The organism is Kitasatospora sp. NPDC040550 (assembly GCF_055594965.1).
In genome coordinates this window covers 124017-149809 of sequence record NZ_JBVIWC010000006.1, presented here as the reverse complement: position 1 = coordinate 149809, position 25793 = coordinate 124017, and the positions used below count along the sequence as shown (strand labels likewise).

23 protein-coding genes and 1 pseudogene are annotated in these 25793 nt (G+C 75.3%); 6 read left to right on the top strand and 18 right to left on the bottom strand.

Translation table 11 applies throughout. From position 1 onward, the window contains the following. Positions 1 to 38 precede the first annotated feature (38 nt). The gene (gene gndA, locus ACZ58X_RS11815; protein WP_470333514.1) at positions 39 to 1502 is read left to right on the top strand and encodes an NADP-dependent phosphogluconate dehydrogenase; all 1464 of its coding nucleotides are present in this window, start codon (positions 39 to 41) and stop codon (positions 1500 to 1502) included. Positions 1503 to 1545: 43 nt separating this feature from the next. On the opposite strand, the gene ACZ58X_RS11810 is transcribed toward gndA, so the two are convergent. The 5 genes from ACZ58X_RS11810 to ACZ58X_RS11790 form a co-directional block, all read right to left on the bottom strand. Further along, a complete protein-coding gene (locus tag ACZ58X_RS11810; RefSeq protein WP_470333513.1) occupies positions 1546 to 2097 on the bottom strand; it encodes a YciI family protein in 552 nt (183 codons plus the stop codon). A 127-nt stretch (positions 2098 to 2224) separates the two neighbouring features. Then, positions 2225 to 3190: an alpha/beta hydrolase gene (locus ACZ58X_RS11805; protein ID WP_470333512.1), complete on the bottom strand. Its 966-nt coding sequence runs from the start codon at positions 3188 to 3190 to the stop codon at positions 2225 to 2227. A 548-nt stretch (positions 3191 to 3738) separates the two neighbouring features. Continuing rightward, positions 3739 to 4266: a nucleoside deaminase gene (locus ACZ58X_RS11800; RefSeq protein ID WP_470333511.1), complete on the bottom strand. Its 528-nt coding sequence runs from the start codon at positions 4264 to 4266 to the stop codon at positions 3739 to 3741. A 76-nt stretch (positions 4267 to 4342) separates the two neighbouring features. Then, positions 4343 to 4813, bottom strand: a complete 471-nt coding sequence (gene cynS / locus ACZ58X_RS11795) for a cyanase (RefSeq protein WP_470333510.1) — start codon at positions 4811 to 4813, stop codon at positions 4343 to 4345. Positions 4814 to 4884: 71 nt separating this feature from the next. Continuing rightward, positions 4885 to 5481, bottom strand: coding sequence for a carbonic anhydrase (locus ACZ58X_RS11790; protein WP_470333509.1), 597 nt, complete (start codon positions 5479 to 5481; stop codon positions 4885 to 4887). Between the two features lie 126 nt (positions 5482 to 5607). Between ACZ58X_RS11790 and cynR the strand changes: the two genes are divergently transcribed. Then, complete coding sequence (gene cynR / locus ACZ58X_RS11785) at positions 5608 to 6528, top strand: transcriptional regulator CynR (RefSeq protein WP_470333508.1); 921 nt, start codon at positions 5608 to 5610, stop codon at positions 6526 to 6528. Positions 6529 to 6584: 56 nt separating this feature from the next. Here cynR and ACZ58X_RS11780 read toward each other — a convergent pair whose 3' ends face one another. Beyond that, on the bottom strand, positions 6585 to 8057 hold the full coding sequence (locus ACZ58X_RS11780; protein ID WP_470333507.1) for an FAD-dependent monooxygenase: 1473 nt from the start codon (positions 8055 to 8057) through the stop codon (positions 6585 to 6587). A 157-nt stretch (positions 8058 to 8214) separates the two neighbouring features. Between ACZ58X_RS11780 and ACZ58X_RS11775 the strand changes: the two genes are divergently transcribed. Beyond that, positions 8215 to 9189 (top strand): Lrp/AsnC family transcriptional regulator, encoded by a 975-nt coding sequence (locus ACZ58X_RS11775; protein WP_470333506.1) that lies wholly within the window; start codon positions 8215 to 8217, stop codon positions 9187 to 9189. On the opposite strand, the gene ACZ58X_RS11770 is transcribed toward ACZ58X_RS11775, so the two are convergent. Then, positions 9164 to 9406 (bottom strand): hypothetical protein, encoded by a 243-nt coding sequence (locus tag ACZ58X_RS11770; RefSeq protein WP_470333505.1) that lies wholly within the window; start codon positions 9404 to 9406, stop codon positions 9164 to 9166. The genes ACZ58X_RS11775 and ACZ58X_RS11770 overlap by 26 nt on opposite strands. Positions 9407 to 9729: 323 nt before the next feature. Between ACZ58X_RS11770 and sigK the strand changes: the two genes are divergently transcribed. The 3 genes from sigK (at position 9730) to ACZ58X_RS11755 (ending at position 11653) form a co-directional block, all read left to right on the top strand. After that, the gene (gene sigK / locus ACZ58X_RS11765; protein ID WP_470333504.1) at positions 9730 to 10314 is read left to right on the top strand and encodes an ECF RNA polymerase sigma factor SigK; all 585 of its coding nucleotides are present in this window, start codon (positions 9730 to 9732) and stop codon (positions 10312 to 10314) included. Further along, the gene (locus ACZ58X_RS11760) at positions 10311 to 11060 is read left to right on the top strand and encodes an anti-sigma factor (protein WP_470333503.1); all 750 of its coding nucleotides are present in this window, start codon (positions 10311 to 10313) and stop codon (positions 11058 to 11060) included. The genes sigK and ACZ58X_RS11760 overlap by 4 nt, the downstream gene beginning before the upstream one ends. A gap of 230 nt (positions 11061 to 11290) precedes the next feature. Beyond that, positions 11291 to 11653 carry a DoxX family protein gene (locus ACZ58X_RS11755; RefSeq protein WP_470333502.1) on the top strand — a complete coding sequence of 121 codons (363 nt, stop codon included), beginning with the start codon at positions 11291 to 11293 and terminating at the stop codon, positions 11651 to 11653. A 61-nt stretch (positions 11654 to 11714) separates the two neighbouring features. Here ACZ58X_RS11755 and ACZ58X_RS11750 read toward each other — a convergent pair whose 3' ends face one another. The 11 genes and pseudogenes from ACZ58X_RS11750 to ACZ58X_RS11700 form a co-directional block, all read right to left on the bottom strand. Next, positions 11715 to 12527, bottom strand: coding sequence for a YwqG family protein (locus tag ACZ58X_RS11750; RefSeq protein ID WP_470333501.1), 813 nt, complete (start codon positions 12525 to 12527; stop codon positions 11715 to 11717). Positions 12528 to 12602: 75 nt separating this feature from the next. Then, positions 12603 to 13346 carry a DUF1295 domain-containing protein gene (locus ACZ58X_RS11745; RefSeq protein WP_470333643.1) on the bottom strand — a complete coding sequence of 248 codons (744 nt, stop codon included), beginning with the start codon at positions 13344 to 13346 and terminating at the stop codon, positions 12603 to 12605. Positions 13347 to 13402: 56 nt separating this feature from the next. Beyond that, positions 13403 to 14746 (bottom strand): class I SAM-dependent methyltransferase, encoded by a 1344-nt coding sequence (locus ACZ58X_RS11740; RefSeq protein WP_470333500.1) that lies wholly within the window; start codon positions 14744 to 14746, stop codon positions 13403 to 13405. Continuing rightward, a complete protein-coding gene (locus ACZ58X_RS11735; protein WP_470333499.1) occupies positions 14743 to 15492 on the bottom strand; it encodes a DUF1365 domain-containing protein in 750 nt (249 codons plus the stop codon). The genes ACZ58X_RS11740 and ACZ58X_RS11735 overlap by 4 nt, the downstream gene beginning before the upstream one ends. Next, positions 15489 to 16778 carry an NAD(P)/FAD-dependent oxidoreductase gene (locus tag ACZ58X_RS11730; RefSeq protein WP_470333642.1) on the bottom strand — a complete coding sequence of 430 codons (1290 nt, stop codon included), beginning with the start codon at positions 16776 to 16778 and terminating at the stop codon, positions 15489 to 15491. Before ACZ58X_RS11730 ends, ACZ58X_RS11735 begins: the two co-directional genes overlap by 4 nt. A 255-nt stretch (positions 16779 to 17033) precedes the next feature. After that, positions 17034 to 17843 carry a YhjD/YihY/BrkB family envelope integrity protein gene (locus tag ACZ58X_RS11725; RefSeq protein WP_470333498.1) on the bottom strand — a complete coding sequence of 270 codons (810 nt, stop codon included), beginning with the start codon at positions 17841 to 17843 and terminating at the stop codon, positions 17034 to 17036. A 173-nt stretch (positions 17844 to 18016) separates the two neighbouring features. Further along, on the bottom strand, positions 18017 to 20275 hold the full coding sequence (locus ACZ58X_RS11720) for a PP2C family protein-serine/threonine phosphatase (RefSeq protein WP_470333497.1): 2259 nt from the start codon (positions 20273 to 20275) through the stop codon (positions 18017 to 18019). Continuing rightward, a pseudogene (locus tag ACZ58X_RS11715) lies at positions 20272 to 23151 on the bottom strand (HAMP domain-containing protein); the annotation flags it as partial. The gene ACZ58X_RS11720 and the pseudogene ACZ58X_RS11715, both read right to left, overlap by 4 nt. Before the next feature lie 211 nt (positions 23152 to 23362). Further along, a complete protein-coding gene (locus ACZ58X_RS11710; RefSeq protein ID WP_470333496.1) occupies positions 23363 to 23791 on the bottom strand; it encodes an STAS domain-containing protein in 429 nt (142 codons plus the stop codon). Between the two features lie 83 nt (positions 23792 to 23874). Then, entirely contained in the window at positions 23875 to 24774 is a 900-nt protein-coding gene (locus ACZ58X_RS11705) for a SigB/SigF/SigG family RNA polymerase sigma factor (protein ID WP_470333495.1), read from the bottom strand. A gap of 532 nt (positions 24775 to 25306) precedes the next feature. After that, positions 25307 to 25789, bottom strand: coding sequence for an ATP-binding protein (locus ACZ58X_RS11700; protein ID WP_470333494.1), 483 nt, complete (start codon positions 25787 to 25789; stop codon positions 25307 to 25309). Between the last annotated feature and the right edge of the window lie 4 nt (positions 25790 to 25793).

Sequence of the window (25793 nt, the reverse complement as noted above, 5' to 3'; positions counted from 1 at the left end):
CCCTCCGTCGGCCGGCCCCGAGGAAGGAAGCACAGCTCATGGACGCATCCGCGATCGGTTCGGCACAGATCGGCGTGACGGGCCTGGCGGTCATGGGCCGCAATCTGGCGCGGAACTTCGCCCGCAACGGCTACACGGTCGCGGTGCACAACCGCACCCCGGCCCGGACCAGGGCCCTGGTCGAGGAGTTCGGCCACGAGGGCACCTTCGTCCCCGCCGAGTCGCCGCAGGACTTCGTGGCCGCGCTGGAACGTCCGCGCCGGCTGCTGATCATGGTGAAGGCCGGCGGGCCCACCGACGAGGTCATCGAGGAGTTCGCGCCGCTGCTGGAGCCCGGCGACATGATCGTCGACGGCGGCAACGCGCACTTCGCGGACACCCGCCGCCGGGAGAGGGCGCTGCGCGAGCACGGCATCCACTTCGTCGGCAGTGGCGTCTCCGGCGGGGAGGAGGGCGCCCTGCTCGGCCCCTCGGTCATGCCCGGCGGCTCCGCCGAGTCGTACACCGTGCTCGGCCCCATGCTGGAGCGGATCAGCGCCCACGTGGACGGCGAGCCGTGCTGCACCCACATCGGCACCGACGGGGCCGGCCACTTCGTGAAGATGGTCCACAACGGCATCGAGTACGCCGACATGCAGCTCATCGCCGAGGCCTACCACCTGCTCCGGGACGTCGGCGGGTACTCCCCCGCCGAGATCGCCGGCATCTTCGAGCGCTGGAACCAGGGACGGCTCGACTCCTACCTGATCGAGATCACCGCCGAGGTCCTCGGCCACACCGACGCCGACACCGGCAAGCCCTTCGTCGACATCGTCCAGGACGCCGCCGAGCAGAAGGGCACCGGGCGCTGGACCGTGCAGACCGCCCTCGACCTCGGCTCCCCCGTCACCGCCATCGCCCAGGCCACCTTCGCCCGGGTCGCCTCCTCCCGGACGGCGCTGCGCGAGGCCTACCGGCCGCTGCCCGGCGGCACCGTGCACCCGCTGCACCCGCACGAGGCCGAGCGCTTCACCCGGGACGTCGAACAGGCCCTCTACGCGTCCAAGGTCATCGCCTACGACCAGGGCTGGACGATGATCCGCGACGCGGCGGCCGAGTACGGCTGGGACATCGACCTCGGCGCCGTGGCGAAGATCTGGCGCGGCGGCTGCATCATCCGGGCCGCCTTCCTCGACCGGATCCGCGCCGCCCACGCCGCCAACCCCTACCTGGTCAGCCTGCTCGCGGAACCGCAGTTCGCCACCGAGGTCGCCGACGCCCAGGCCGCCTGGCGCACGGTCGTCGCCGGGGCCGCCCAGCACGGCATCCCGGTGCCGGCGTTCTCCGCCGCGCTGGCCTCCTACGACACCCTGCGCAGCGAGCGGCTGCCCGCCGCGCTGATCCAGGGCCAGCGCGACTTCTTCGGCGCCCACACCTACCGCCGCACCGACCGGCCGGGCAGCTACCACACCCGCTGGGCCGAGCCCGGCCGGCCGGAGGAACGCACGGACACCGGGGACTAGTGTCCTGACTCAGGACACTAGGGTCTCGCCGGGGGCCGGGCCGTCAGGACGGGCGGCCGCCGAACTGCCAGCGGTGCACCTCGACGTCGGCGTAGCCGTCCGCGGCCAGCACCGCCCGTGCCGCGTCCGGATCCGGCGCCCTGACCAGGACCGCCGTGCCCAGCCAGGCCGTCCCGTCGTCGGAGAGCAGCGGCCCGTAGGCGATGAGCTCCTCCCGGTCGGCCGGCACCGCGAGGTCGACGGGCTGCCCGCCGCCGAGGCCGAGCACGAGGTAGCGGGTGCCCTCGGTCCGGCCGCCGGGGAAGTCCCACATGGTGCGCCCCAGCAGGTTGCGCCACCGCCGCAGCAGTACGTCCCGGTAGACCCCGGCCTGGTAGCCCGGCTCCTCGAAGGCGAACGCCCGGGCGGCGGCGGGACCGGGCAGGTCGAGGACGTGCACACTGCCGGTGGGCAGGGCCCCGTCGTCGGTGAGCGTCGGCCCCCGGGCGATCATCTCCCGCGCGAACCCGTCCATGTAGGACCAGTGCGCTTCGAGCAGTTCGTCGCGCAGCGGCAGGGATCCGGGCCGGTCGCGGTGGTAGCAGAGGAACTCCATCCCGGTAGCATCCCGCCGGTCGGCCGCCCCGGTCGAACCGATTTCGGCCCCGGGGGCCGCCACGGCACCGTCGCACCGTCACCACGGCACCGCCGCACCGTCGCCGCGGCACCGCCGCGTCACCGCGTCATCGCCGGAGCACGCGCCGGAGCCAGCGGGTGCGGGCCTCCTGGGCGTCCCGGGCGAGGGCGGAGTGCGGGGCGAGGGTGTCGAAGCCGTGGCAAGCGCCGGGCCAGACGTGGAGTTCGGCCTCGCCGCCCGCCCGCCAGATCGCGTCGGCGTAGGCGACGGCCTCGTCCCGGAAGGTCTCGGCGGAGCCCACGTCCAGGTAGGCGGCGGGCAGCCCGGTGAGGTCGGTGGCGCGGGCCGGGGCCGCGTACGGGGAGAGGTCGGCGGCGCCGTGGCGGTCGCCGAGCACGGCCTCCCAGGCGGTGGCGTTGGAGGAGCGGTCCCAGGTGTCGTGACCGACCATCTGGTGGCTGGAGAAGGTGTCGCCGCGGTCGTCGAGCATCGGGCTGAGCAGCAGTTGGCCGATCGGCGCCGGTCCGCCGCGGTCGCGGAGCAGGTGGGCGAGGGCGGCGGCGAGCCCGCCGCCGGCGCTCTTGCCGCCGATGACCAGGCGCCCGGCGTCCACGGCCAGTTCGTCGGCGTGCTCGGCCACCCAGCCGAGTCCGGCGTAGCAGTCCTCGACGGCACCGGGGAAGCGGGTGCGCGGCGCCAGCGGGTACTCGACGGAGACCACGGCCAGCCGCAGGGGCAGCGCCCAGGAGCGCAGCACCCGGGGCAGGACGGACCACGCGTTGCCCGTCACCATCCCGCCGCCGTGCAGGTAGTAGAGCAGCGGCAGCGGCTCGCGGACGCCGGCGGGCCGCGCGCTGACCAAGGTGAGCGCGCCGTCGCCGTCGGCCCGTGGCACGCGCAGCTCCGTCACCTCGAACCGGCCGCCGTCGCTCAGCCGGTCGGGCGTCGGCCGGGGCCGGGCGCGCGCGTCCCGCTCCTGCCAGGCCACCAGGCCCTCCGGGGTGAGCACCTCCCACGCCCGCGCCCCGGCGGCCTCCACCGCCAGCCGCACCTCCGGATCCAGCGGAGGCACCCGCCGGCCCACCGAACCACCCACCACCAACACCCCCTCGCCGGACGGACACCCGGCCGGCGCCCCGTCCGACCCCAGCCTGCCAGGCCCGCCCACGACGACGGCGTGGAGGGGGGCTGGACTCCCGGATCGACGCGGACGGAAATCCGCTGGCGCGGTGGCCGGGCGGGGAGTTGACCGGCCTGCCGAGGCCGTGAAGACCGCGTGGCGAAGGGGGAGTTGTGGAGGACCCGCAGTTCACCGTCCGGCTCGCCGGCCCCTCGCCCCGGGGCGCGGTGCGGCTCAAGGCGGTCCGCACGGTGACGGGGCTGAGCCTCTGGCAGGCCGGCCTGGCGCTGGACGCCGGAACGGCCGTCCTCCTGGCGGACGTCCCCTTCGAGGTCGCCGCCCCCGCCGCGCGGAACCTGCGCCGGGTGGGCGCGCACCGAGTTCGGCCCCCTGCCCGGGCTCACCGCGCCCTGAGCCCGCACGGCGGCGGAACGTCGTGGCCACCGGACCGGACCCAGGCCGCCTTCTCGATCACCCCGAGCGCCCCGGCCGTCCCGGCCTCAGCCCGCAGTCGGCGCGGTGGGCGCGGTCGGGGCGGTCGGGGCGCCCGCGACCCGGCGCTCGCCGCCGTTGCGCCGCTGCCAGAGGCGGTACACCTCGACCGCGTCCTCGCTCGGCGCGTGCCGCATCGGCAGTCGGCGCTGGTCCCAGGGCTTGGCGAACTCACCGTAGAACGTGTCGAGTTCGAAGTACTTGCGGTCGTCGACGTAGTGCGGCTCGTAGGCCTCGCGGGTGGTGAGGAAGACCACTTCGTCCGGCGAGCAGTAGTACAGCGAGCCCAGGCACATCGGGCAGGGGTGGGCCAGGACGTAGATGGTGGCGCCGGTCAGGTGCTCGGTGCCGCGCCCGGTGCAGGCCTCGCGGATGGCGAGGATCTCCGCGTGGGCGGTGGGGTCGCCGGTCTGGGCGACCTGGTTGGCGCTCTCCGCCAGGATCCGGCCGTCCTTGACGATGACGGTCGCGAACGGGCGGCCGCCCTCCTCGACGTTGCGGCGGGCGAGGTCGATGGTGCGCTGGACGAAGTCCACGGAGTCCTCCTGAGTGGGGTCGGGACGGCGGGGCGGGTGGTGGCGCCGCCCCGCCGCACGGGAAGAAGGGGGCGGATCAGAACGGCTTGGTCGGCAGGTACTTGCCGTCCAGGGTGATCACGGCGCGCTCGCCGCCCTCGGGGTCGGCGACCTTGCGCACGTCGAGCTTGAAGTTGATCGCGGAGATGATGCCGTCGCCGAACTGCTCGTGGACGAGGGCCTTGAGGGTGGTGCCGTAGACCTGGAGCATCTCGTAGAAGCGGTAGATGGTCGGGTCGGTGGGGATGCCGCCGGGGATCGAGCCGCGGGTGGGGATGGTCTGCAGCAGCAGGGCCGCGTCGGTGTCCAGGCCCAGCAGTTCGGCGACGGCCTCGGCGGCCTCCTTCGGCAGGGCGTGCTGGCCGAGGACGGCGGCGGTGGTGAAGGCCACCGACAGGCCGGAGACGTCGGCGATCTGCTGCCAGGTGAGGTCCTTGCGGATCTTGGCCTCGACGGCGGAGACGGCGAGCAGCTGGCGGGCGGTGGGGTCGAACTGGGCGTGCACCATGGGAGGTTCCTTCTCGTGGTCGGTGGGGTTCCCGGTGGCGCGGCGAGGCCGCTCCGGGGGGCTGGGGTCGGTCAGGCCGCGAGTGCGGCGGCCCGGCCGGTGGTGGCGGTGAGGTCCTCGACGCCGCCGGTGGCGATGTCGAAGACCCAGCCGCGCAGGGTGAGCGCCCGAGCGGCCAGGGCGCGGGCGACGGACGGGTGGGTGGCCAGGTTCGCCAGTTGGGCGAGCACGTTCTGCCGGACCAGGGCCGGAACGTCTCCGGTGGTGGCGGTGCGCGCCACCGAGGCGTCGGCGAGCCGCAGCCAGTCGGCGACGGCCGGGGCTCCGCTGAGGTCGTGGCCGTGGGCGAGGGCGGTCATCGCGCCGCATCCGGAGTGCCCGCAGACCACGACGTCCCGGACGCCCAGGGCGGCGACGGCGTACTCGATGCTCGCGGTGACGCCGTCGGCTCCGGGGGTGTAGGCGGGCACCAGGTTGCCCGCGGTGCGGATCACGAACAGCTCCCCCGGGTCCGAGCCGGTGATCAGCTCCGGCACGACGCGGGCGTCGGAGCAGCCGATGAACAGCGTGTGCGGGCTGTGGTCGGCGGCGAGCCGGGCGAAGAGCTCCTCCTTGGCGGGGAACACGTCCCGCTGGAAGTGCGCGAGGCCCTCGGTGAAGTCACGCATGGGGTCACTCCCTCTCGTGGCGCCGGGCCGGTGCGGCCTGGCGAGGTCCACAGTGCACGACCTGGGGCTATAGCGTCCAAGAGCTGTTGCCGATGCTTTCCATCGATGGGGTCTATAGTTCGATTCATGGCCCTGGAACTGCGCCACCTGCGCTATCTGCTCGCCGTGGCCGACCACGGCAACTTCACCCGCGCCGCCGAGGAGCTGCACATCTCCCAGCCGACGCTGTCCCAGCAGGTCAAGCAGCTCGAACGGACCCTGGGCGCCCAGCTGCTGGACCGCACCGGCCGCACCGTGCGCCTCACCGACGCCGGCCGGGCGTACGCCCACCACGCCCGCGGCGCGCTGCGGGACCTCGCCGCCGCCGAACGCGCCGTCCACGACGTCCAGGACCTCTCGCGCGGACGGCTGCGGCTGGCCGTCACGCCGACCTTCACCGCCTACCTCGTCGGCCCGCTCGCCGCCGAGCTGCACACCCGGCACCCCGGGATCACCCTCACCGTCCGGGAGACCAGCCAGGACCGCATCGAAACCGGGCTGCTCACCGACGAGTTCGACCTCGGCATCGCCTTCCGCGGGCCCCACCTGCCCGGCGTCACCGCCACCGCGCTGTTCACCGAGCACCTCACCCTGGTCACCGGCACCCGCACCGGCACCGGCACCGGCACCGGCCTCGACGGCCCGCTCCCGGTACGGGAACTCGCCGACCGCCGACTGGCCCTGCTCAGCGGCGACTTCGCCACCCGCGGCCACATCGACGACTACCTCGCCCGGCACGGCGTCAGCCCGCGGATCGCCGTCGAGGCCAACTCCGTCCAGGCCCTCACCGAGGTCGTCCAGCGCACCCCGCTCGCCACCGTGCTCCCGGACGCCGTCACCCACGACCACCCGCGGCTCGCCCGCATCCCGCTCGAACCGCCCCTCCCCACCCGCACCGTCGCCCTGCTGCACCGCACCGAGGCCTACCGGAGCGCCGCCACCGGGGCCTTCACCGCGCTCGCGCACGACCTGGTCCGCGCCCGGGGCTACCCGTCGCCGACCGGGTGAGCCGTGGCGCCCCCGCACCAGGAACGGTACGGGGGCGCCACCAGACTGACGGTACGTCAGGCGACCCGGTGCGGGGTGCCGAACCAACGGGCGAGGGAGGGCCGGAGGGTCTCCGGGGTGCCCACCCAGCAGACGTGGCCGTCCGGGCGGATCAGCATCGGCTCCACGGGGGCTCCCCCGCCGAACCGGTCCACCCGGTCGGACCAGGGGGCGACGGCCTCCGCGAGGACGCCCCGCGGGTCGATCAGCACGCCCCGTCCGGAGCGCAGGAGTTGGTGCAGCCGCGCCGGGCCGAGGTCCGCGTCCGGCACCGGCCCGCCGAGCAGCGGGTGGGGGCCGGCGTCCGGCATCGGGTAGCGGGTCGCCGTCCCGGACATCACCTCGCTCAGCCGGCGGTGGACCTCCGGCAGGGCGATCAGCTCGGTGAAGAGGTCCCGGGTGGCCAGCACGTCCGGGTCGCGGCTGCCCGCCCAGTCCATCAGCAGGCCCTGCGCCTGGACGTTGCGCAGCACGGTGGTCCCGGCCAGGTGGCGTTCGGCGTGGTAGCTGTCGAGCAGGCCCTCCGGCGCCCAGCCCCGGACGGCGGCGCCGAGCTTCCAGCCGAGGTTGAAGGCGTCCTGCATCCCCCCGTTCATGCCCTGGGCGCCGAGCGGGAGGTGGACGTGGGCCGCGTCGCCGGCCAGGAACACCCGCCCGTGCCGGTACCGGGCGACCTGCCGGGCCGCGTTGGTGATGCGGCGGGCGTGGCACAGTTCGAGCAGCCGCACCCGCTCGCCGAACACAGCCCGCAGCCCCTCGCGGATCTCCTCCTCGGTGATCGGCACGTCCCTCGGCAGCGACCGGCCCGGCCCGCCCATGGCGAGTCGGCGCAGCGGCCGGCCCCGGCCGTCGGTGCCGAGCGGGAAGATCCCCGTCCAGTGGCCGTCCGGGCTGCGGTGGTGGGTGGGCAGGTCGTCGGCGCCGCTCAGCCGTACGTCCGCGGCGATCGTGGTCAAGGTGCCTTCCCGGCCAGGGAATTCGGCCTTGAGCAGGGAGCGTACGGTGCTGTGGCCGCCGTCGGCGGCGACCAGGTGGCGGGCCCGGACCACCCGGCCCCCGGCGAAGGTCGCGGTGACGGCCTCCTCGTCCTGGGCGAGGTCGACCAGCTCGTGGTCGCGCCGGACGGTGAGGCCCTGCCCGGCGAGGTGCTCCTCCAGGAAGGCCTCCAGCACGACCTGGGGGACGGAGCGCCAGGGCCGGCGCGGGCGGAAGGCGCCCGGCCCGGGGGCGTCGGCCGGGGCGTCCGGCAGCGGGATGCCCGCGAAGTGGCTCCCGCCGACGGGGTGGTCCCCGCCGGCCAGCAGCGGTTCCAGCAGGCCGCGCTGGTCGAGCAGTTCCAGGGTGCGGGTCTGCACGCCGCCCGCCCTGGACAGGGTGCTGCGGGCGGGCAGGCGGTCGGCGACTACGGTCGACGCGCCCGCCAGCAGCAGTTCGTTGGCCGCCGTCAGGCCGGTCGGGCCGGCTCCGACGACGAGTACGTCGGTGTCCATGGTGCTTCTCCTCGGGTCCGTCGGGTGGTTCCGTCCGGCTCGTCGTCCGTCGCCGGCCGGGTTCCGTTGACGGGCTCAACGCTCACTCCACCAGGCGCCGTTGACCCAGTGACCGGCGTGATGGTGACGGAATCCGACACCGGCTACCCTCGGCACGGTGGAATCCGACTACGACGAGCTGGACCGCCGCCTCGTCCACGCCCTGCAGATCGACGGCCGGGCCCCGTTCAGCACCGTCGCCGCCGCCCTCGGGGTGTCGGACCGCACAGTCGCCCGCCGGTACGCCAGGCTGCGCTCGACCGGCGCGGTGCGGGTGCTCGGCGGGGTCGACCCGCTCGCGCTGGGCGCCGAACTGTGGCTGCTACGGGTGCGCTGCGCGCCCTCCGCGGCGGTCGCGGTCGCCGAGGCGCTGGCCCGCCGTCCCGACACCTCCTGGGTCAGCCTCACCTCCGGCGGCACCGAGATCACCTGCACCGTCCGCGCCGAGACGGAGGCCGACAGCGAGGCCCTGCTGCTGGCCCGACTCCCCCGCACCCCCCGGGTCGAGGGGGTGAGCGCGCACTCGGTGCTGCACTCCTTCTACGGCGGCCCGGACAGCGTGATCGCCAAGCTCGGCCCGCTGGACGGGACCGCCGTCGCGGCCCTGCGCCCGCCCGCTCCGCCCACGCCGGCCGACCGGTCCGGGCCAGTGCGGCTGGACGACGGCGACCGCCGGCTGCTCGCCGCCCTCGAAACGGACGGCCGGGCCGGGTTCGAGGAACTGGCCGCCGCCACCGGCTGGTCGCCGACGACCGTCCGGCGCCGGATGACGGAGCTGCGCGAACGCGGGGTGCTCTACCTGGACATCGACTGCGACCCGCACCTTCTCGGTGTCGGTACCCGGACCCTGCTGTGGATCTCGGTCGCTCCCCCGTACCTGGCGGAGGCCGGCCGGGCGCTGGCCGGGCACCCGGAGGTCGCCTTCGCCTGCGCCACGACCGGGCCGACCAACCTGTACGCCACCGTGGTCTGCGCGGACCAGCGCGCGCTGTACCGCTACCTGACCACCAGGGTGGCCGCGCTCCCGGCGGTCAGCCACGTCGAGACGGCGCCGTCGATCAGGACCGTCAAGCAGGCCGCGAACCGGAGGTAGGGCCCGGCCGAGGGCCCGGCCGAGCGGTCGGCGGCAGCGCCAGGAGGCGCAGCTCCGTGGACAGCCGGCGCAGCGTCGGTTCGTCCGCGACGGCCTCCAGGACCACCAGGAGCACGTCCACGGCGGCGCCGTCGCCCTCGGAGACGGCCCGCACGATCCGCGCCACCAGGTCGTCACGGCGACCGTCGGGGGGCCTTGCGAGGCGGGTGGGAGCCATGGTGGCAGCCTCCGCTCGTACCGAAGGGGTTCCGCGGGCCGGCCCGGTGCTGGGCGGACCGCCTTCCGCTCAGGGATTCGTCGCCCGCGCCCCGACGGATTGGGCCGTGCCGTGACGGATTGGGCCGTACCGTGACGGATCAGGCCCGCCCGGCCGGGATGATCCCGGACCAATCCGACGCCCCGCCCGCACCGAAGAGCGGGTGTCAGCCGTACTGTCCACCCGGCCGGGCTCCGCTCCGGCCACGTCCCGGGGAGGCCCGAGATGCCCGCCCTCCGCCCGTGCGGCCCGCCGCCCGCCCGCCGTACCGCAGGAGCGGCCGGATGAGCGCCGTCGTGCACTTGTCCGGGCCGGCCCTGCCCGGCCCGAACCTGCGGGAACTCGTCGCCCGGGTCGCCCGGGGCGACCAGGACGCCTTCTCGCGCCTGTACGACGCGGTGGCCGGCCCGGTGCTGGGCCTGGTGCGCCGGGTGCTGCGGGACCCGGCGCAGTCCGAGGAGGTGGCTCAGGAGGTGCTGCTGGAGGTGTGGCGCACCGCCGCCCGCTACCGGGCCGAGCGCGGCGAGGTCATGCCCTGGGTGCTGACCATCGCCCACCGGCGCGCGGTGGACCGGGTCCGGGCCGCGCAGGCCGCCGCCGACCGCGACCAGCGGGCGGCCGCCGCCGCCCACGCCCCGGTGTTCGACGAGGTCGCCGAGCAGGTCGAGGGCCGACTGGAACGCGAACAGGTACGGCGCTGCATGAGGACGCTGACCGAACTGCAGCGGGAGGCGTTGACACTCGCGTACTACCGCGGCTACACCTACCCCCAGGTCGCCGAGGTCCTCGGCGCACCACTGGGCACCATCAAGACCCGGATGCGCGACGGACTGATCCGCCTGCGCGACTGCCTGGGGGTGGGCGCATGACCGTCACCGATCTGCACACGCTGACCGGCGCGTACGCCACCCACGCCCTGGACCCGGCCGAGAGCGCCGAGTTCGAACGCCACCTGGCCGACTGCCCGGCCTGCGCCCAGGAGGTGGCGGAGTTCGCCGCGACCCTGGCCAGGCTCGGCGCCGCGGACTCCGTGGTCCCGCCGGAGGCCCTCCGGGCGAGGGTGATGGCCGCCCTGCCCACCCTGCGCCAGGAGGCCCCGCGCGCCGCTCCCCTGGCCGGGGACGGCCGCCGGCCCGGCCGGCTGCGCCGCGGCCTGCCGAGGCTGGCGCTCGCTGCCTGTCTGGCCCTGGCGGTCGGCGCCGGTGGCGTCGCCGTCCAGCAGCACCGGGAGGCCGACCGGGCCCGGGCCCGCGCCACCGCGCTCCAGCAGGCACAGGACCACATCGCGGGCCTGCTCGCCGCACCCGACGCCCGCACCGCCACCGGGGCGGCGGCGGGCGGGGCGGGCGTGGGCACCGTGGTCTGGTCACCCAGCCGCGACCGGGCCGCGTTCCTGGCCTCCGGGATGCCGGCGCCGGGTGCGGGCAGCACCTACCAGCTGTGGTTCAACGACTCCGGGACGATGCGTCCGGCCGGACTGCTGCCGGGCGGCGACGGGGCACTGCTGCTGTCCGGGCCGCTGGACGGGGCCAGCGGCGTCGGCGTGACGGTCGAACCGGCGGGCGGCTCGGCGCATCCGAGTGCGGCCCCGGTGATGCTGCTGTCCTTCGGCTGACCCCGCGCACCCTCCCCGCCCCGCTCACCCCACTCACCCCGTGTTCCCGGCGCCGGTCCCGCCGTTCCCCGGCAGGTCCGGCGCCGGACCGGCTCCGGACCGGCCTCGGACCGCCTCGGACCGGCATCGGGCCGCCTCCGGGCCTGCCGCGCCCGGCCCCCAGCGGTTACCATCCGGTAACCCCGGTCGGCCGACCGCGGCGCCACCGACCCGCACTCCCCGGGAGCAGCATGTCCGCCGACCGATCCGCCCGTCTGCTGAGCGGCCTCCTGCTGGCCGCCGGGGTGGCGCACTTCGCCGTGCCGCGCCCCTTCGACGCGATCGTCCCGCGCGCCCTGCCGGGCCGCCCGCGGGCCTGGACCCACCTCAGCGGCCTGGCCGAGCTGGCCGTCGGCGCGGCCGTGGCCCACCCCCGCACCCGGCGCACCGGAGCCCTGGCCGCGGCCGCACTGTTCACGGCGGTGCTCCCGGCGAACGTGCGGATGGCCCGCGACTGGCGCACCCGACCGGCCCCGCTGCGGGCGGCGGCCGTCGCCCGGGTGCCGCTCCAGGTGCCGCTGGTGGTCTGGGCCCTCCGGGTGGCCCGGGGCTGACGGCCCGCCGGACGGGCCTGCCGACCATGCCGGACGGGCCTGCGGACTCCGCCGGACGGGTTCAGCTGTCGTAGCGGTGGGTGAACGGGCGGCCCGGGCAGGTACGGCACTCGAACAGGTACACCCCGCCCAGGTCGCCGAGTCTGAGGCCCGCGCCCTCCCAGTCGTGGTCGCGGTCCTCGACCGGGGTCCAGGCCTGCCCGGGGGCGTGCTCCTCGGTGCTCTCCACCGTGAGCAGGTGGTCCATCGCCGTCCCGCAGCCCGGGCAGTCCGGCCACTCCGCCTCCTGGCTCCAGCCCGGGTAGCCGCCCAGCTTGGTGCCCGGCGCGGTGGACAGGTGGTCCTGGTAGTCCCAGCCCGTCTCCCGCTCCACCCGCTCGAAGCGGGCATCCAGGGCGTCCCAGAGCTCCTCCGACAGGTCCCAGCTCGGGTACTCGGTGACCAGCTCCGGGTGCACGACGCACGGCCTCGGCACGCACCCGTGCCAGGCCTCGGCCGGCGCCGGCGGGGCCGGCCGCACCTCCCCCACTTCCCCGGCGCTCCGCCAGCGCACCAGCGGGACGACCCACTGGCCCTGGTGCGGCCGCGGGCACCAGAGCAGCTGGAGCAGGTCCCGCCCCGCCGGGAAGGGCACCGGGTCCGGCAGGTCGGCCCGGTGGAGCTGGACGACCGCGACCATCGGCGAACCCGGGTGGCGCGGGCACTCCGGCCACGGTTCCGCCGCCGGCCAGAGCAGCGGCCCGCCGACCGAACTGTCCCCCGGGGTCGGCCGGCCCGCGCGCGGGTGCAGCCGCACGGTCTCACGGCGGAGGGGCACGACTTCGGGGAACAGCTCTTCGACGTTCAGCGGGCGCGGCGGGGTTCGACGGGTCACCCGGGGACGGTAGCGGCGACAGGCGTCGGGGCGCACCGGGGTTTCGGGGCGGAGGAGAACGACGGGCGGCAGAGCCTACGGACGGCGGCGCGGCGGCAGCGGGAGGAAGCCGCTGGTACGGGCGGCGTAGTCGGCCCAGCCGGGGCGGTCGGACCCCAAGTGCCGCTCCAGCATGGGCTTTCCGCTGCCGAAGGCCAACAGGTAGGTCATCAGCAGCGGGCTGAGCACGAACGCCCAGCCGGTCGGGGTGTCGGCGCCGAGCAGGAAGAGGCCCCACCAGACGCAGGCGTCGCCGAAGTAGTTGGGGTGGCGGGTGTAGCGCCACAGGCCGCGGTCCATGATCCGTCCCCGGTTGCCGGGGTCGGCCTTGAACCGCGCCAACTGCCGGTCCCCGACGGCCTCGAAGGCGAGTCCGACCGCCCACACCGCGGTGCCCGCCCAGGCGAGCGCGCCGGGCGGGCCGGGCAGGTACTGGGTGACCTGGACGGGCAGCGAGACGAACCAGACGATGGCCGCCTGGAGCAGGAAGACGATGCGCAGCGCGTACCGGGTGCGGGCCGGTCCGGCGGGTGCGCGGGCGAGCATCCGGGCGTAGCGCGGGTCCTCGGGGGCTCCCCGGGCACGCCACCAGAGGTGGACGGAGAGCCGTACGCCCCACACCGTGACGAGGACGGTGACCAGCAGTCGGCGCCCGGCGTCGCCGTGCCCGGCGGACAGCGCCAGGCCGGTCAGCGCGATCGCGGCGAAGGCCAGGCCCCAGGCGACGTCCACCCCCCGGTACCGTCCGGAGCGCACGCCGACGGCGAAGGCGGCGAGCATGACGGCGAGGGCGACCCCGGCGGTGACGGCCAGGTTGAGGCCGAAGGCCGCGGCGTTCACGGCCTCGCCCCGTACGGGCCCGGGGCCGTTCTGCCGGCGCGGGTCAGCAGCAGCTGGTGCACGTTCAGGTAGCCGGTGCGGAAGCCGGCTTCGGAGTAGCCGAGGTAGAGCTCCCAGGTGCGGCGGAACACCTCGTCGAAGCCCAGGGCGGCGGCCTCCGGCCACCGTTCGGCGAAGCGCTCGCGCCACAGCCGCAGGGTCTCGGCGTAGTGCGGGCCGTAGGCGTCGGCGCGGTCCACCCGTAGGCCGGTGCGGGCGGCGGTGTCGGTGATCGCCCGCAGCGAGGGGATCTGGCCGCCGGGGAACACGTACTTGAGGATCCAGGTGTAGGTGCGGCTGCTGGCGAGCATCCGGTCGTGGGGCATGGTGATGGCCTGGAGGGCGATCCGGCCGCCGGGGGCGAGGACCCGGTCGAGGGTGGCGAAGTACTCCGGCCAGAACGGGCGGCCGACGGCCTCGATCATCTCGACGCTGACCACCGCGTCGTACCGTCCCCGGGCGGAGCGGTAGTCGCAGAGCCGGACCTCGGCCCGGTCGGCCTGTCCGGCGTCGGCGATCCGGCGGCGGGCGAGCGCGAGCTGCTCCTCGGAGAGGGTGAGGCTGACCACCCGGGCGCCGCGCGCGGCGGCGCGGACGGCGAGTTCGCCCCAGCCGGTGCCGATCTCCAGCAGCCGGGTGCCGGGGCCGACGGCGGCGAGGTCGAGCAGCCGGTCGATCTTGCGGTGCTGCGCGGCGGGCAGGCCCTCCCTGGTCGCGGTCGGCCGTGCGCCCGGGCCCTCGGGGAAGACCGCGGCGGAGTAGGTCATGGTCGGGTCGAGGAAGAGCGCGAACAGCTCGTTGGAGAGGTCGTAGTGGCGCTGGATGTTGCGCCGGGCGTTGCCGGGAGTGGACAGCTCCGCGCGGGGCGGGCGCCGGACGTAGAACCGCCGCAGCCACCCGGTGCCCCTGGGCACCAGGGCCTCGGGGGCGGCGGCCAGCGCGGTGAGCAGCGCGACGGGGTCGGGGCTGTCCCAGTCGCCGGCCTGGTAGGACTCGCCGAAGCCGATCAGGCCGCCGGTGCCGAGGCGGTGCAGGAAGGCCTTCGGGTGGTGCAGGCGCAGCACCGGGGTGGCGGAGCCGGGCGCCGACCCGGCCTCCGCGCCCGGCAGTTCGATCCGGATGCCGCGTCGGGCGGCGGCCCGGCGCAGCACGCGTGCGGCGACCGCGGCGCGCAGCGGGGCGTGCGGTACCCGGGCGACGTCCGGCCAGCGGGCGGGGTCGACGACGGGGGTCGGCCGGGCGGGGGCGGTCGGCGCGGTGGCGCTCGGCCGGGTGGTGCTGGTCGGGGTGGTGCTGGTCATGTGGTGGGTACCTCTTCCGTGGCCGGGTCCGGGTGGACGGGCAGGCCGCGCAGCCACAGCCGGATGCCCTGGTAGCGGATGTGCAGGCTGACGGCCCAGGTCGCGAGCGGGTGCCGGAGCACCGCCCGCAACAGGGTGCGGGGGCCGGCCGGGCGGGCGGTGCCGTGCACGGTGGCGGTGAACGCGTGGCCGTCCGGCCGGTCGAGCCGGACGGTGAGGTCGAGGCGCTCGCCCGGCGGGGGCAGGGACATCCGGTAGTGGCCGTCGACCGGGAAGAACGGGGAGACGTGGAACTCCTTGGGCGTCCCGGCCCGGCCGGCCGTGTCCGGGTGGAGCAGGTAGCGGTGCCGGCCGCCGTAGGTGTTGTGCACCTCGGCGACGGCGCAGCGCACCCGGCCCTGCGGGTCGTGGCACCAGTAGACGGTCAGCGGGTTGAACACGTGCCCGAGGGAGCGGGCCTGGGTCAGCATCAGGACGCGGCCCTCACCGAGCCGTACGCCGTGGTCGGCGAGGAAGTGCTCCAGGTCCTGACGGATCGTCGTGTCCCGTGCCGTGCGGTCGATCGCGTGGTCGCCCGCCCGGAAGGCGGCCAGCGGGCGCAGTGGCCACGGGATCGGCGGCAGGTGGTCCGGGTCGACCAGCCAGAGGTAGCCGCGGTGCCGGAAGACCCGTCGGGGCGCGACGCGGACGTGGGTGGTCCGGGTCTCGTACAGCACGGCGCCCCAGGGGCCGGGGAGGGGGTTCACGGCGCGCCCACCCCCAGCAGGGCGCGGGCCGCCTCGACGCCGGAGCGGCAGCCGTCCTCGTGGAAGCCCCAGCCGTGGTAGGCACCGGCGAACGCGGTGCGGCCGGTGGTGAGTTCGGGCAGCCGGCGCTGGGCGGCGACGGTCCGGGCGGTGTACACCGGGTGCTCGTAGACGGTGCGGGAGACCACCAGCTCCTCGGGGATCGGGTGCTGCCGGTCCTCGTTGAGGGTGACCAGGTAGTCCTCGGCGGTGTCCAGGCGCAGCAGCCGGTTGAGGTGGTAGCTGACCCGCACCCGATCGGAGGGGGCGGTGCAGTGCGGCATCCGGTAGTTCCACGACCCGCGCGCCGAGCGGGCCCGGGGCAGCACAGAGGGGTCGCGGTGCAGCACGGTGGGGTTGCGCGAGTAGCCGAAGGCGCCGAGGACTTCCAGTTCGGCGTCGGTCGGGTCGGCGAGCAGCTGCAGGGCCTGGTCGGCGTGGGTGGCGACCACGACGGCGTCGGCCTCGGTGCGGTGTCCGTCCTCGGCGACCACGGTGACGCCGTCCGGGTGCCGGCGCACCAGCCGGACGGGGGCGGAGCGGTGGACGGCGGTGAGCCGCTCGGCGATCTTCTCGACGTAGCTGCGGGAGCCTCCGACGACGGTGCGCCAGGTCGGCGATCCGGTCACGGAGAGCATGCCGTGGTTGTCGAGGAAGGTGAACAGGTGGCGGGCCGGGTAGTCGCCCGCCAGGTCGGGGGCGCACGACCACACGGCGGAGACCACCGGGGTCATGAAGTGGTCGACGAAGTACCGGGAGAAGCCCTCGGCGGCGAGGAACTCCCGCAGGCTGGGGTCTCCCGCCGCCGGGTCGGCGAGCAGGTGGCGGGCGAGCCGGTGGAAGCGCGGCACCTCGGCGAGCATCCGCAGGTACCGGCCGCGCACCAGGACGTCGGGCCGGGCGAACAGCCCGGCCGGCCCGCGCGCACCGGCGTACTCCAGCCCGCACCCGTCGCAGCGCACGGACATGCTCATCTCGCTGTCCTGGGTGCGGACGCCGAGTTCGGCGAACATCCGCACCAGATGCGGGTACGTCCGCTCGTTGTGCACCAGGAACCCGGTGTCCAGGGCGAGTTCGCGACCGTCCGGCCCGGTGGCCCGCTGGGTGTGGGCGTGCCCGCCGAGCCGCCCGTCGGCCTCGAACAGCTCCACCTCCACCCCGGACCGCGACAGCTCGTAGGCGGCCGTGAGCCCGGCGACACCGGCCCCCACCACCGCCACCCGCCGGCCGGGCGGCCCGCCGCGCATCGCCCGGAAGCGTCCGGAGGTGGTGTCGACCGTCGTCACGAGGGCCCCTCTCTGCCCAGGGCGCGCGCCTGCGGCCCTGTCGGTGGTCTGCACTCGTGGTTCGGAGCGGGCGGCGGCCCGGATTGGTCTGCGGCGGCGACACCGGTACCGGCTCGGTCAGCGGACAGCGCGGCGGTCCCGGTGCGGCCGGGGCGGCGGGGGCTCGGGCACCGCGGTTGCCTGGCCGGAGCGGGGCGGCGGCGGTCCCGCTCGGCGCTACGGTGTGTGACGGGCCTGGACCAGGACGCGTCCGGCCAGCGCGCCGGCGTACACGGTGTAGCCGACGCCGATCAGCCAGGACTGGACGATCAGCACGGTGCCCACCGTCCCGTAGGAGACGGCGTTGGACACCAGCAGGGGTGCGAAGACCAGCCGGGAGAAGAGCCGGAGCCCGGCCAGCGCCACCATGGTGGCGACGGCTCCCGGCAGCAGGTCCCGGGCCGGGACGCGGCCGCCGAGCAGCAGGCGCTGGAGCCACCAGAACAGCAGGATGCCGCCGACGGTCGTCACGGCGATCCGGACGGTGGGCTGGACGGCCGAGTGGCGCCACGGCGTGCCGCTCAGGGCGGCGAGCACGATGTAGCCGGTCAGTGCTGCCAGTCCGAGGGTCTGGCGCCAGACGGTGTGCCACGGCCCGCGGTCGAGCTCCCAGATGCGTTCGTAGACCCCCTGGATCGCGGCCATCAGCGAGACCCCGAAGACGGCCAGCGCGGCGAGGCCGAAGCCCGTGGTGGTGCTGAGCACCTGGCCGCGGGAGACGAAGAGCTGGTGGACGGCGGCGGCGCCCTGCCCGGACAGGCCCAGGCCGTCGGTGATCCACTCGGCGATGCCGGTGCCGCGCGCCGGGAAGGCGGCGGCGATGACGATCAGCAGCGGGACGAGGGTCACGAAGAACAGCGCGGCGAAGGCCATCGAGCGCTGGAGCAGTTCGACCGTGCGGCCCTGTTCCCACACGCTCCGGACCACCAGCCGCAGCAGCTGCCACCAGGTACGGACGGGCGGTGCGGCCCGGCCGCGACGGGGCACCTCAACCACCCGGGGCGGCGGGCGGCGACGGTCGGTTCAGGAGCACGGCATCCTCCCTGTTCTCGGCACCCGTGGTTCTCGGCACGCGTCGTCCTCGGCACCCGTGGCTCTCGGCGCCCGTGGGCGCATCCCGTCAGGATGCCACCGACGGGGCGCCCGGTGCTCCGTCGGCACTACTCCACCCGGACGGCGATCAGGCAGGTGTCGTCGTCAGTGTCGGCCGGGCTGAGCTCCAGCAGGCGGTCCAGGTAGCGCTCCAGGTGCGGGCCCGGGGGCCCGGCGGCACGGATCAGCTCGTCGACGGACTCCTCGACCGGGCGGTCCCGGCGTTCGACCAGGCCGTCGGTGTACAGGAGCAGCACGTCACCCCGGGGCAGGTGGGCGGTGTGCTCCTCGTAGCGGGCGTCCTCCAGCGCGCCGAGCAGGACTCCGTGCGGCAGCGGCAGCACCTCGGCACCGTCCGGCCCGACCAGGATCGGCGGCAGGTGGCCGGCCCGGGCCCAGCGCAGCCCGCCGCCGACGGGGTCGAGCAGGGCGCACAGGGCCGTGGCGGTCACCTGGCCGGGCTCGCGCAGGGCGACGGTGTTCACCGACGCCAGCAGCTCGGCGGGGCCCGCGCCGGTGGTGGCGAGGCCGCGCAGCGCGTGACGCAGCGCGACCATGCCGGTGGCCGCGCCGACGCCGTGGCCGGCCACGTCGCCGACGGCGAGCAGCACGCACCCGTCGGGCAGCGGGAGGACGTCGTACCAGTCGCCGCCGACCCGGTCGCGCTTGGCGGCGGGGCGGTAGCGGACGGCGGCGTGCAGTCCGGTGACGTCAAACGGGGGCGGCGCCGCGGGCAGGATCGCCTGCTGGAGCCGCAGGGCCAGCTTCTCGCTCTCGGCGGTCTGCTGCTCGCTCTCGGCGAGGCGTTCCCGGGTGGCACCGAGGGCGATCTCCGTGCGGTGCTGGACGGACACGTCGTGGTAGGCGCCGCGGACGGCGGTGAGCCGGCCGTCGTCGTCGAGGACGGGCTCGGCGATCACCCGGGTGTACCGGGAGGTGCCGTCCGGCCGGAGCAGCCGGAAGACCGCGGAGGCGGTCCGGTGCCGGTGGTCGACGGTGTCCAGCAGGCGCCGGACGGCGGGTCGGTCGTCGGGGTGGGTGTGCCGCAGGAGCCGGGCCAGCGGGACGGGCTCGGCGTCGGACGGCAGCCCGTAGATCCCGCGCAGCCCCTCGCTCCAGCGGATCCGTCCCTCGGCGGGGTGCTCCTCGAACCCCGCCACCTGGGCGAGCCGTTGGGCCTGGCGCATCAGGGCCTTCTCCTCCGCCTCGTCGGCCGGCTCGGGTTCCGGCTGCCAGCCGACGAGCAGCCGGTCGCCGTACGGGGCCGCGGTGAGCAGGACGGTGGCGGGGAAGCCGAGGTCGTCCTTCCGGAAGGCCAGCCGCACGTGTTCGCCGGACACCGGCTCGCCGCTCTCGTGCGCCGTGAGCAGCCGGTCCAGGAGGCCGGTGGCACAGGCCAGCGGATAGGCCTCCAGGAGCGAGGCTCCCTCCAGTTCCTCCCGGGGGCGGCCCAGTGGATCGTGGAAGCGGGCGTTGGCCCGCAGGAGCGTGAAGTCGACGGCCCGGCCGCGGCGCAGCACCGGCGCCAGCAGCAGGGCCGGGGCGGGCAGGCCCTCCAGGAGCGCGGTGTCGTCGTCCTGCGGGACGGGGGTCCGCGCGTCGGCGAGGAGGGTGGCACACAGGTCGGCGAGGGCGTAGAGCTGGCGCCGCTGTGGTCCTCCGAGCACGGGGGCGGGGCCGGGTCCGGGCCAGAGGAGTTCCAGCGCGCCCTGGCGACGGCCGCCGGAGAGCAGCGGGAGGACGGCCCGCACCGGTCCGGTGCCCACCGACGGGCCCGACGCCCCCGGATCACCGGGCCACAGTTCCGGTCCGCCGCCGACCACGCGCTGGGCCGGGGTGGCCACCCCGGGCGGCACCCGGCTCCACGCGGCGGCCTCGCCCACGGACAGCCCGGCGTGCGCGGCGAGGGCGAGCGCTCCGGCCGGGAGCCGCTGCCACAGGGCGACGGCCCGGACGCCGAGCGCCCCCGCGGTCTGCTCCAGGACGGCGGCGGCCGCACGGTGCAGCTCGGGCGGATCGGCGAGTGCCGGGGTCACGGGCGGCACGGAGGCCGGCAGCGCGCCGGCCGGCGGGTCGCGGACCCCGGCGATGTCGGCGGCCAGGGCGGCGGCCGGCACGCCGGCCTCCCGGGCGAGCCGGGCGAGGTGGGCGGCCGCCTCGGCGGGCAGCAGGTCGAGCCGCTCGGCCAGCATCCCGGTGGCGAGGTCGACGACGGCGCGGGTGCGTTCCTCGGCGCGCGCCCGCACGGCGGCCTGCTGGAGGCGCCGCACCGTCGCGGCGAGGGCCAGGGCCGCCTGGTCGTCCCCGGGGCGGTTCCCGGCCGTCATGCCGCGTCCAGCGCGTGCCGGATCCGGGCGAGCAGGTGAACGGTGTCGACGGGTTTGGTGACGTGGTCGTCGGCTCCGGCCGCCAGGCTCTTGCCCCGGTCACCGGGCATGGCCTTGGCGGTGACGGCGATGACGGGCAGGCGGGCGAAGCGCTCGTCGGCGCGGATCTCGGCGATCGCGGCGTAGCCGTCGAGGCCGGGCATCATCACGTCCATCAGGATCACGTCGGTCTCGGGGTGGGTGCGCAGCAGGTCGAGTCCGGCGCGGCCGTCGGGGGCGTGCAGGACGCTCAGGCCGTGCTGTTCGAGGGCGGCGGAGAGGGCGAAGACGTTGCGCAGGTCGTCGTCGACGATCAGAACGGTCCGCCCGGCGAGCGGGTCGTCCGGGGTCGGCGCCGCCGGTCCGGCCGGGGTCGCGGTCGCCGGGCCGGGTGCGCCGGCCGCGGTCCGGGGTTCGGTGTCCGCTCCGCCGACCGGCCGGTCCGGTCCGGTGAGCGGGAGGTAGAGGGTGAACAGGCTGCCCTCTCCGGCGGTGGAGGTGACGGTGAGGGTGCCGCCGAGCAGCCGGGCGAGTTCGCGGCTGATCGACAGGCCGAGGCCGGTGCCGCCGTACCGCCGGCTGGTGGTGCCGTCGGCCTGCTGGAAGGCCTCGAAGATGGTGTCGAGGTGGGCGGGGTCGATGCCGATCCCGGTGTCCTGGACGTGGAAGGCCACTGCCGAGGCCGTGGCGCCCAGTTCGGGCGGCAGGTCCGGGCCTTCGACCCGCCGGATCCGCAGCTCGACCCGGCCGGCGTCGGTGAACTTGACCGCGTTGGAGAGCAGGTTGCGCAGCACCTGGCGCAACCTGGCCTGGTCGGTGACGAGTTCCTCGGGCACGCCCTGCTCGACGGCGACCTCGAAGGCGAGGCCCTTCTGGTCGGCGACGGGCTCGAAGGTGAACTCGGCGTACTCCAGCAGCTCGCGCACGGCGAAGGGTTCGGGGGCCAGTTCCATCTTGCCGGCCTCGACCTTGGAGAGGTCCAGGATGTCGTTGATGAGCTGGAGCAGGTCGGTGCCGGCGGAGTGGATGACGCCCGCGTACTCCACCTGCTTGGCGGTGAGGTTGCCGGTGGCGTTCTGGGCGAGCAGCTGGGCGAGGACGAGCAGGCTGTTGAGCGGGGTGCGCAGTTCGTGGCTCATGTTGGCCAGGAACTCGGACTTGTACGTCGAGCTCAGGCTCAACTGCCGTGCGCGTTCCTCCAGTTCCTGGCGGGCCTGCTCGATCTCCAGGTTCTTGGCCTCGATGTCGCGGTTGCGCTGGGCGAGCAGGGCGGCCTGTTCGCCCAGTTCGGCGTTGGAGCGCCGCAGCTCCTCCTGCCCTTTCTGCAACTGCTCGGACCGGGAACGGAGTTCGGCGGTCAGACGCTGGGACTCACCGAGCAGCTCGTCGGTGCGCGCGTTGGCGAGCAGGGTGCCGATGTTGACGCCGCAGGACTCGGTGAACTGCTCCAGGAAGGCCCGGTGGACCGGGGTGAACGGGTGGACCGAGGCGAACTCCAGGACGCCGAGGAGCCGTTCCTCCACCGCGATCGGCAGGACGACCAGCGAGCGGGCGTCCGTGGCGCCCGCCCCGGAGCCGATGGTGGCGTAGCCGGGCGGCAGGTCGTCGACGGCGATGGTCCGCCGGCTGCGGGCGGCCTGGCCGACCAGGGACTCCCCCAGCCGCAGACGCCGGGTCTCCCCGGCCGGGCGGCCGTAGGCGCTGATCAGGACCAGCTCGGTGCCCCGCCCGTGGTCCTCCTCGGCGAGGAAGAAGGCGCCGTACTGGGCACCGACCAGCGGGGTCAGCTCGTCGGTGATCATCTCGGCGACGGACCGGATGCCGCGCCGGCCCTGGATGGCGGCGGAGAAGCGGGCCAGGTTGGTCTTGAGCCAGTCCTGTTCCAGGTTGGCCCGGGTGGTCTCGCGCAGGGACTCGACCATGAAGTTGATGTTGTCCTTGAGGTCGGCGACCTCGCCGGAGGCGTCCACGGTGATCGAGCGGGTCAGGTCACCGTCGGCGACGGCGCCGGTGACCTCGGCGATCGCGCGGACCTGCCGGGTCAGGTTGCCCGCCAGCTCGTTGACGTTCTCGGTGAGCCGCTTCCAGGTGCCGGACACGCCCTCCACCCGCGCCTGGCCGCCGAGCCGCCCCTCGCTGCCGACCTCCCGGGCCACCCTCGTCACCTCGGCGGCGAAGGAGCCGAGCTGGTCGACCATGGTGTTGACGGTCGTCTTGAGCTCCAGGATCTCCCCGCGGGCGTCCACGTCGATCTTGCGGGTCAGGTCACCCTCGGCGACCGCCGTGGTCACCTGGGCGATGTTGCGCACCTGGCTGGTCAGGTTGTGCGCCATGAAGTTGACGCTGTCGGTGAGGTCCTTCCACGTCCCGGCGACGTTGGGCACCCGGGCCTGCCCGCCCAGGATGCCCTCGGTGCCGACCTCCCGGGCCACCCTGGTCACCTCGTCGGCGAACACGGACAGCGTGTCCACCATGGTGTTGATCGCACCGGCCAGGGCCGCGACCTCGCCCTTCGCCTCCACCGTGACCTTTCTCGACAGGTCACCGCGGGCGACGGCCGTCGCCACCTCGGACATCGAACGGACCTGCCCGGTGAGGTCGGACGCCATCGCGTTGACGTTCTCGGTGAGGTCACGCCACGTTCCGGCGACGCCCTCCACCCGCGCCTGGCCGCCGAGCCGGCCCTCGCTGCCGACCTCCCGGGCCACCCTGGCCACCTCGGAGGTCACCCCGGCCAGTTGGTCGGCCATCTGGTTGAAGACCGTCGCGAGCTCCCCGAGCACCCCGGGCCGATCGGGCCGCAGTCGGGTGCGCAGGTCCCCGTCGCGTACGGCCGTCAGCCCGGCGAGCAGCTGGTGCAGGGCCTGCTGGGCCGACCGGCCACCGAGTGCCGACTGCTCGTCCATCCGTCCCACCACCCGGGTCCGTCACGCCCCGGCCGGGGCGTCCCTGCCCCGGGGGCGGCTGACCGCCGCCCTGGAACCACTGTGCCACCGGACGTCGAAGGGTGACAGCCGTGACAGGTGTCGACCCGGGCGGCCGGCGCGGTCACCGCGGCGCGGTGTCCCGGATCGGGAGTGCGTCGGTGGCGCCGGTCAGTTCGAGCATGCGGCGCACCAGCGGGCGGGGCCGGGCGAGCTCGATCCGGCGGCCCCGGGCCGCCGCCCGGGCCTGGGCCCGCAGCATCGCGTTGAGCCCGGAGGAGTCGCAGAACTCCAGCTCCCCGCAGTCGATGACGACGACGGTGGTGGCCGCCGTGCGGGGGACGGCGTGGGGGGCGCTGCGGGCGGCACTGCGGGGGACGGCGTGGGGGGCAGCGGCCAGGGCCGCGTCCACGGCCGTGCTCAGCTCCGCGACCGAGTCGAGGTCGAGTTCGCCGTGCAGTTCGAGTACGGTCCCGGACGTCCACGGCCGGGACCGTACGGTGAAGGCGTTCGGCTCCGGAGCGCGGCCGGCGGTGGGCGATCGGCGGGACATGGCGTCGGCTCCCTTCCTCGGCGAGGGCCCCACCACGCGGCTGTCCACCACGGGGGACCGGAAACACCGGCCGGAGCGGAAGTTCACCCGGGCAGCGCGGCTTCGTCCACCCAACCGGAGGCGTCGCGGTCCTCCAGCTGTTCGCGCAGCCGCGCCAGCGTGGCGCTGAGCAGTCGGGAGACGTGCATCTGGGAGACGCCGATGCGGTCGGCGATCTGGGACTGGGTCCAGCCGTCCCAGAAGCGGAGCTTGAGCACGGTCTGCTCGCGGGCGGGGAGGTCGGCGAGCAGCGGGCGCACGGCGGTGCGGAAGTCCGCGAGGTCGATCGCGGGGTCGCAGCAGCCGAGGCGGTCGAGCATGGCGCTGCCGCCCTCGTCGGTGTCCTGGTCGCGCAGCGCGTCCAGCGAGTCGGGGCGGTAGACGCGTCCGGCGACGAGGCCCTCGGAGACCTGCGCCTCGGTGAGCTGGAGGTCCTCGGCGAGCTCGTCGGGGTGCGGGAGCCGGCCGAGTTCCTGCTCCAGCCGGTCGGAGCCCCGGGCGACGGTCAGGTACAGCTCCTGCATGCTGCGCGGGACCCGGACCGGCCAGGAGGTGTCCCGGAAGAACCGCTTGATCTCGCCGATGATGGTGGGGACGGCGTAGGTGATGAACTCGACGCCGCGCTGCGGGTCGTAGCCGTCGACGGCCTTGATCAGGCCGATCGTGCCGACCTGGAGGATGTCGTCCATGTCCTCGGCGCGGTGCCGGAAGCGGGCGGCGATGTAGCGCACCAGCGGCATGTTCAGCTCGATGACGGTGCCGCGCACGTAGCTGTAGGCGTGGGTCTCGCGGGCGAGTCCGGCCAGGCGCTCGAACAGCGCGTCGCTGAGTTCACGGGCCTCGAACTTGCCCATCGAGCGCAACTGCTCGTCGCTCGGGCGCGGCGGCAGGTCGGACGGGAGATCGGACGGGAGGCCGGACGGCGGGGTAGCCGACCGGTCCACGGCGCGAACGGTTTCGCGAACGGTTTCCGGTGTGGTGGTCACGGATGACCTCCCCAGGACATCGGAGGCGGGGCCCGGCACCGCGCGGCTGCGCGTGGCGGGCTGTACTCCGGAGGGGTCGGTGTCCGGTCACCTCGGGCGACGGCTCCGGTGGCACCCGGCGAGGGTGCGGACGCGGTCGGCAGCGGGCCGTGGCGCGTCATGGGTTCTCTACCCGACACACGACTTCCGATTCATGTTTCGGGTGGTTTATTGCGGTTTCCCCGGGTACACGTGCTCGGGTCACCGCCTCCGCCACGAGAGGAGTCATCGCCATGCCCGCCCTGATGACCGTCCCGGCTCCCCCTGACCCGGACACCGAGCCGTTCCCCCACCCCGACCCCCGCCCCGCGCCGAGGCCGGGCCCGGGCCCTGGCCCGGTGCCGCCGCCGATTCCCCCGTTCCCGGATCCCGGCCCGATCCCCGGCCCCGATCCGGCACCGCCGCCCGAGCCGTACCCCGGGCGCGCCTGACCCCGCACGCCGGGTACGGATCAGCCCCCGGGGGCGCTGTGGTCGATCGGGGCACCCCGGTCCGTCGGGGCCGCGACCTCCAGCCACACCAGCTTCCCCGCCCCCTCCGGCAGACAGCCCCAGTCCCGCGCCAACCGGTCCACCACCCGGAGGCCGTGGCCGCCCGGGCGGCCCGGGTCGGCGCGCGGGCGCAGCCGCGGCGGGACCGGACTCGCGTCCGAGACCTCCACCCGCAGCCGCTCGCCGTTCCACCTCAGCCGCAGTTCCCGGGGGCCGCCGGGCGCGTGCAGACACGCGTTGGTGACCAGCTCCGAGACCATCAGCAGGACGTCCTCCGCCACGGCCAGCCGCCCGGCGTCCGGGGCGGGCAGCCACTGCCAGCCCACCAGCGCCCGGCGGCTGAAATCCCGGGAGCGCTGCACCGCCCCCTCGGTGCCGTACAGCACGAGCCGACTGGTCCGGTCGGAGAACGGTGGCGCCGGTCCTTCCCGGTCACGCTTCATGCCG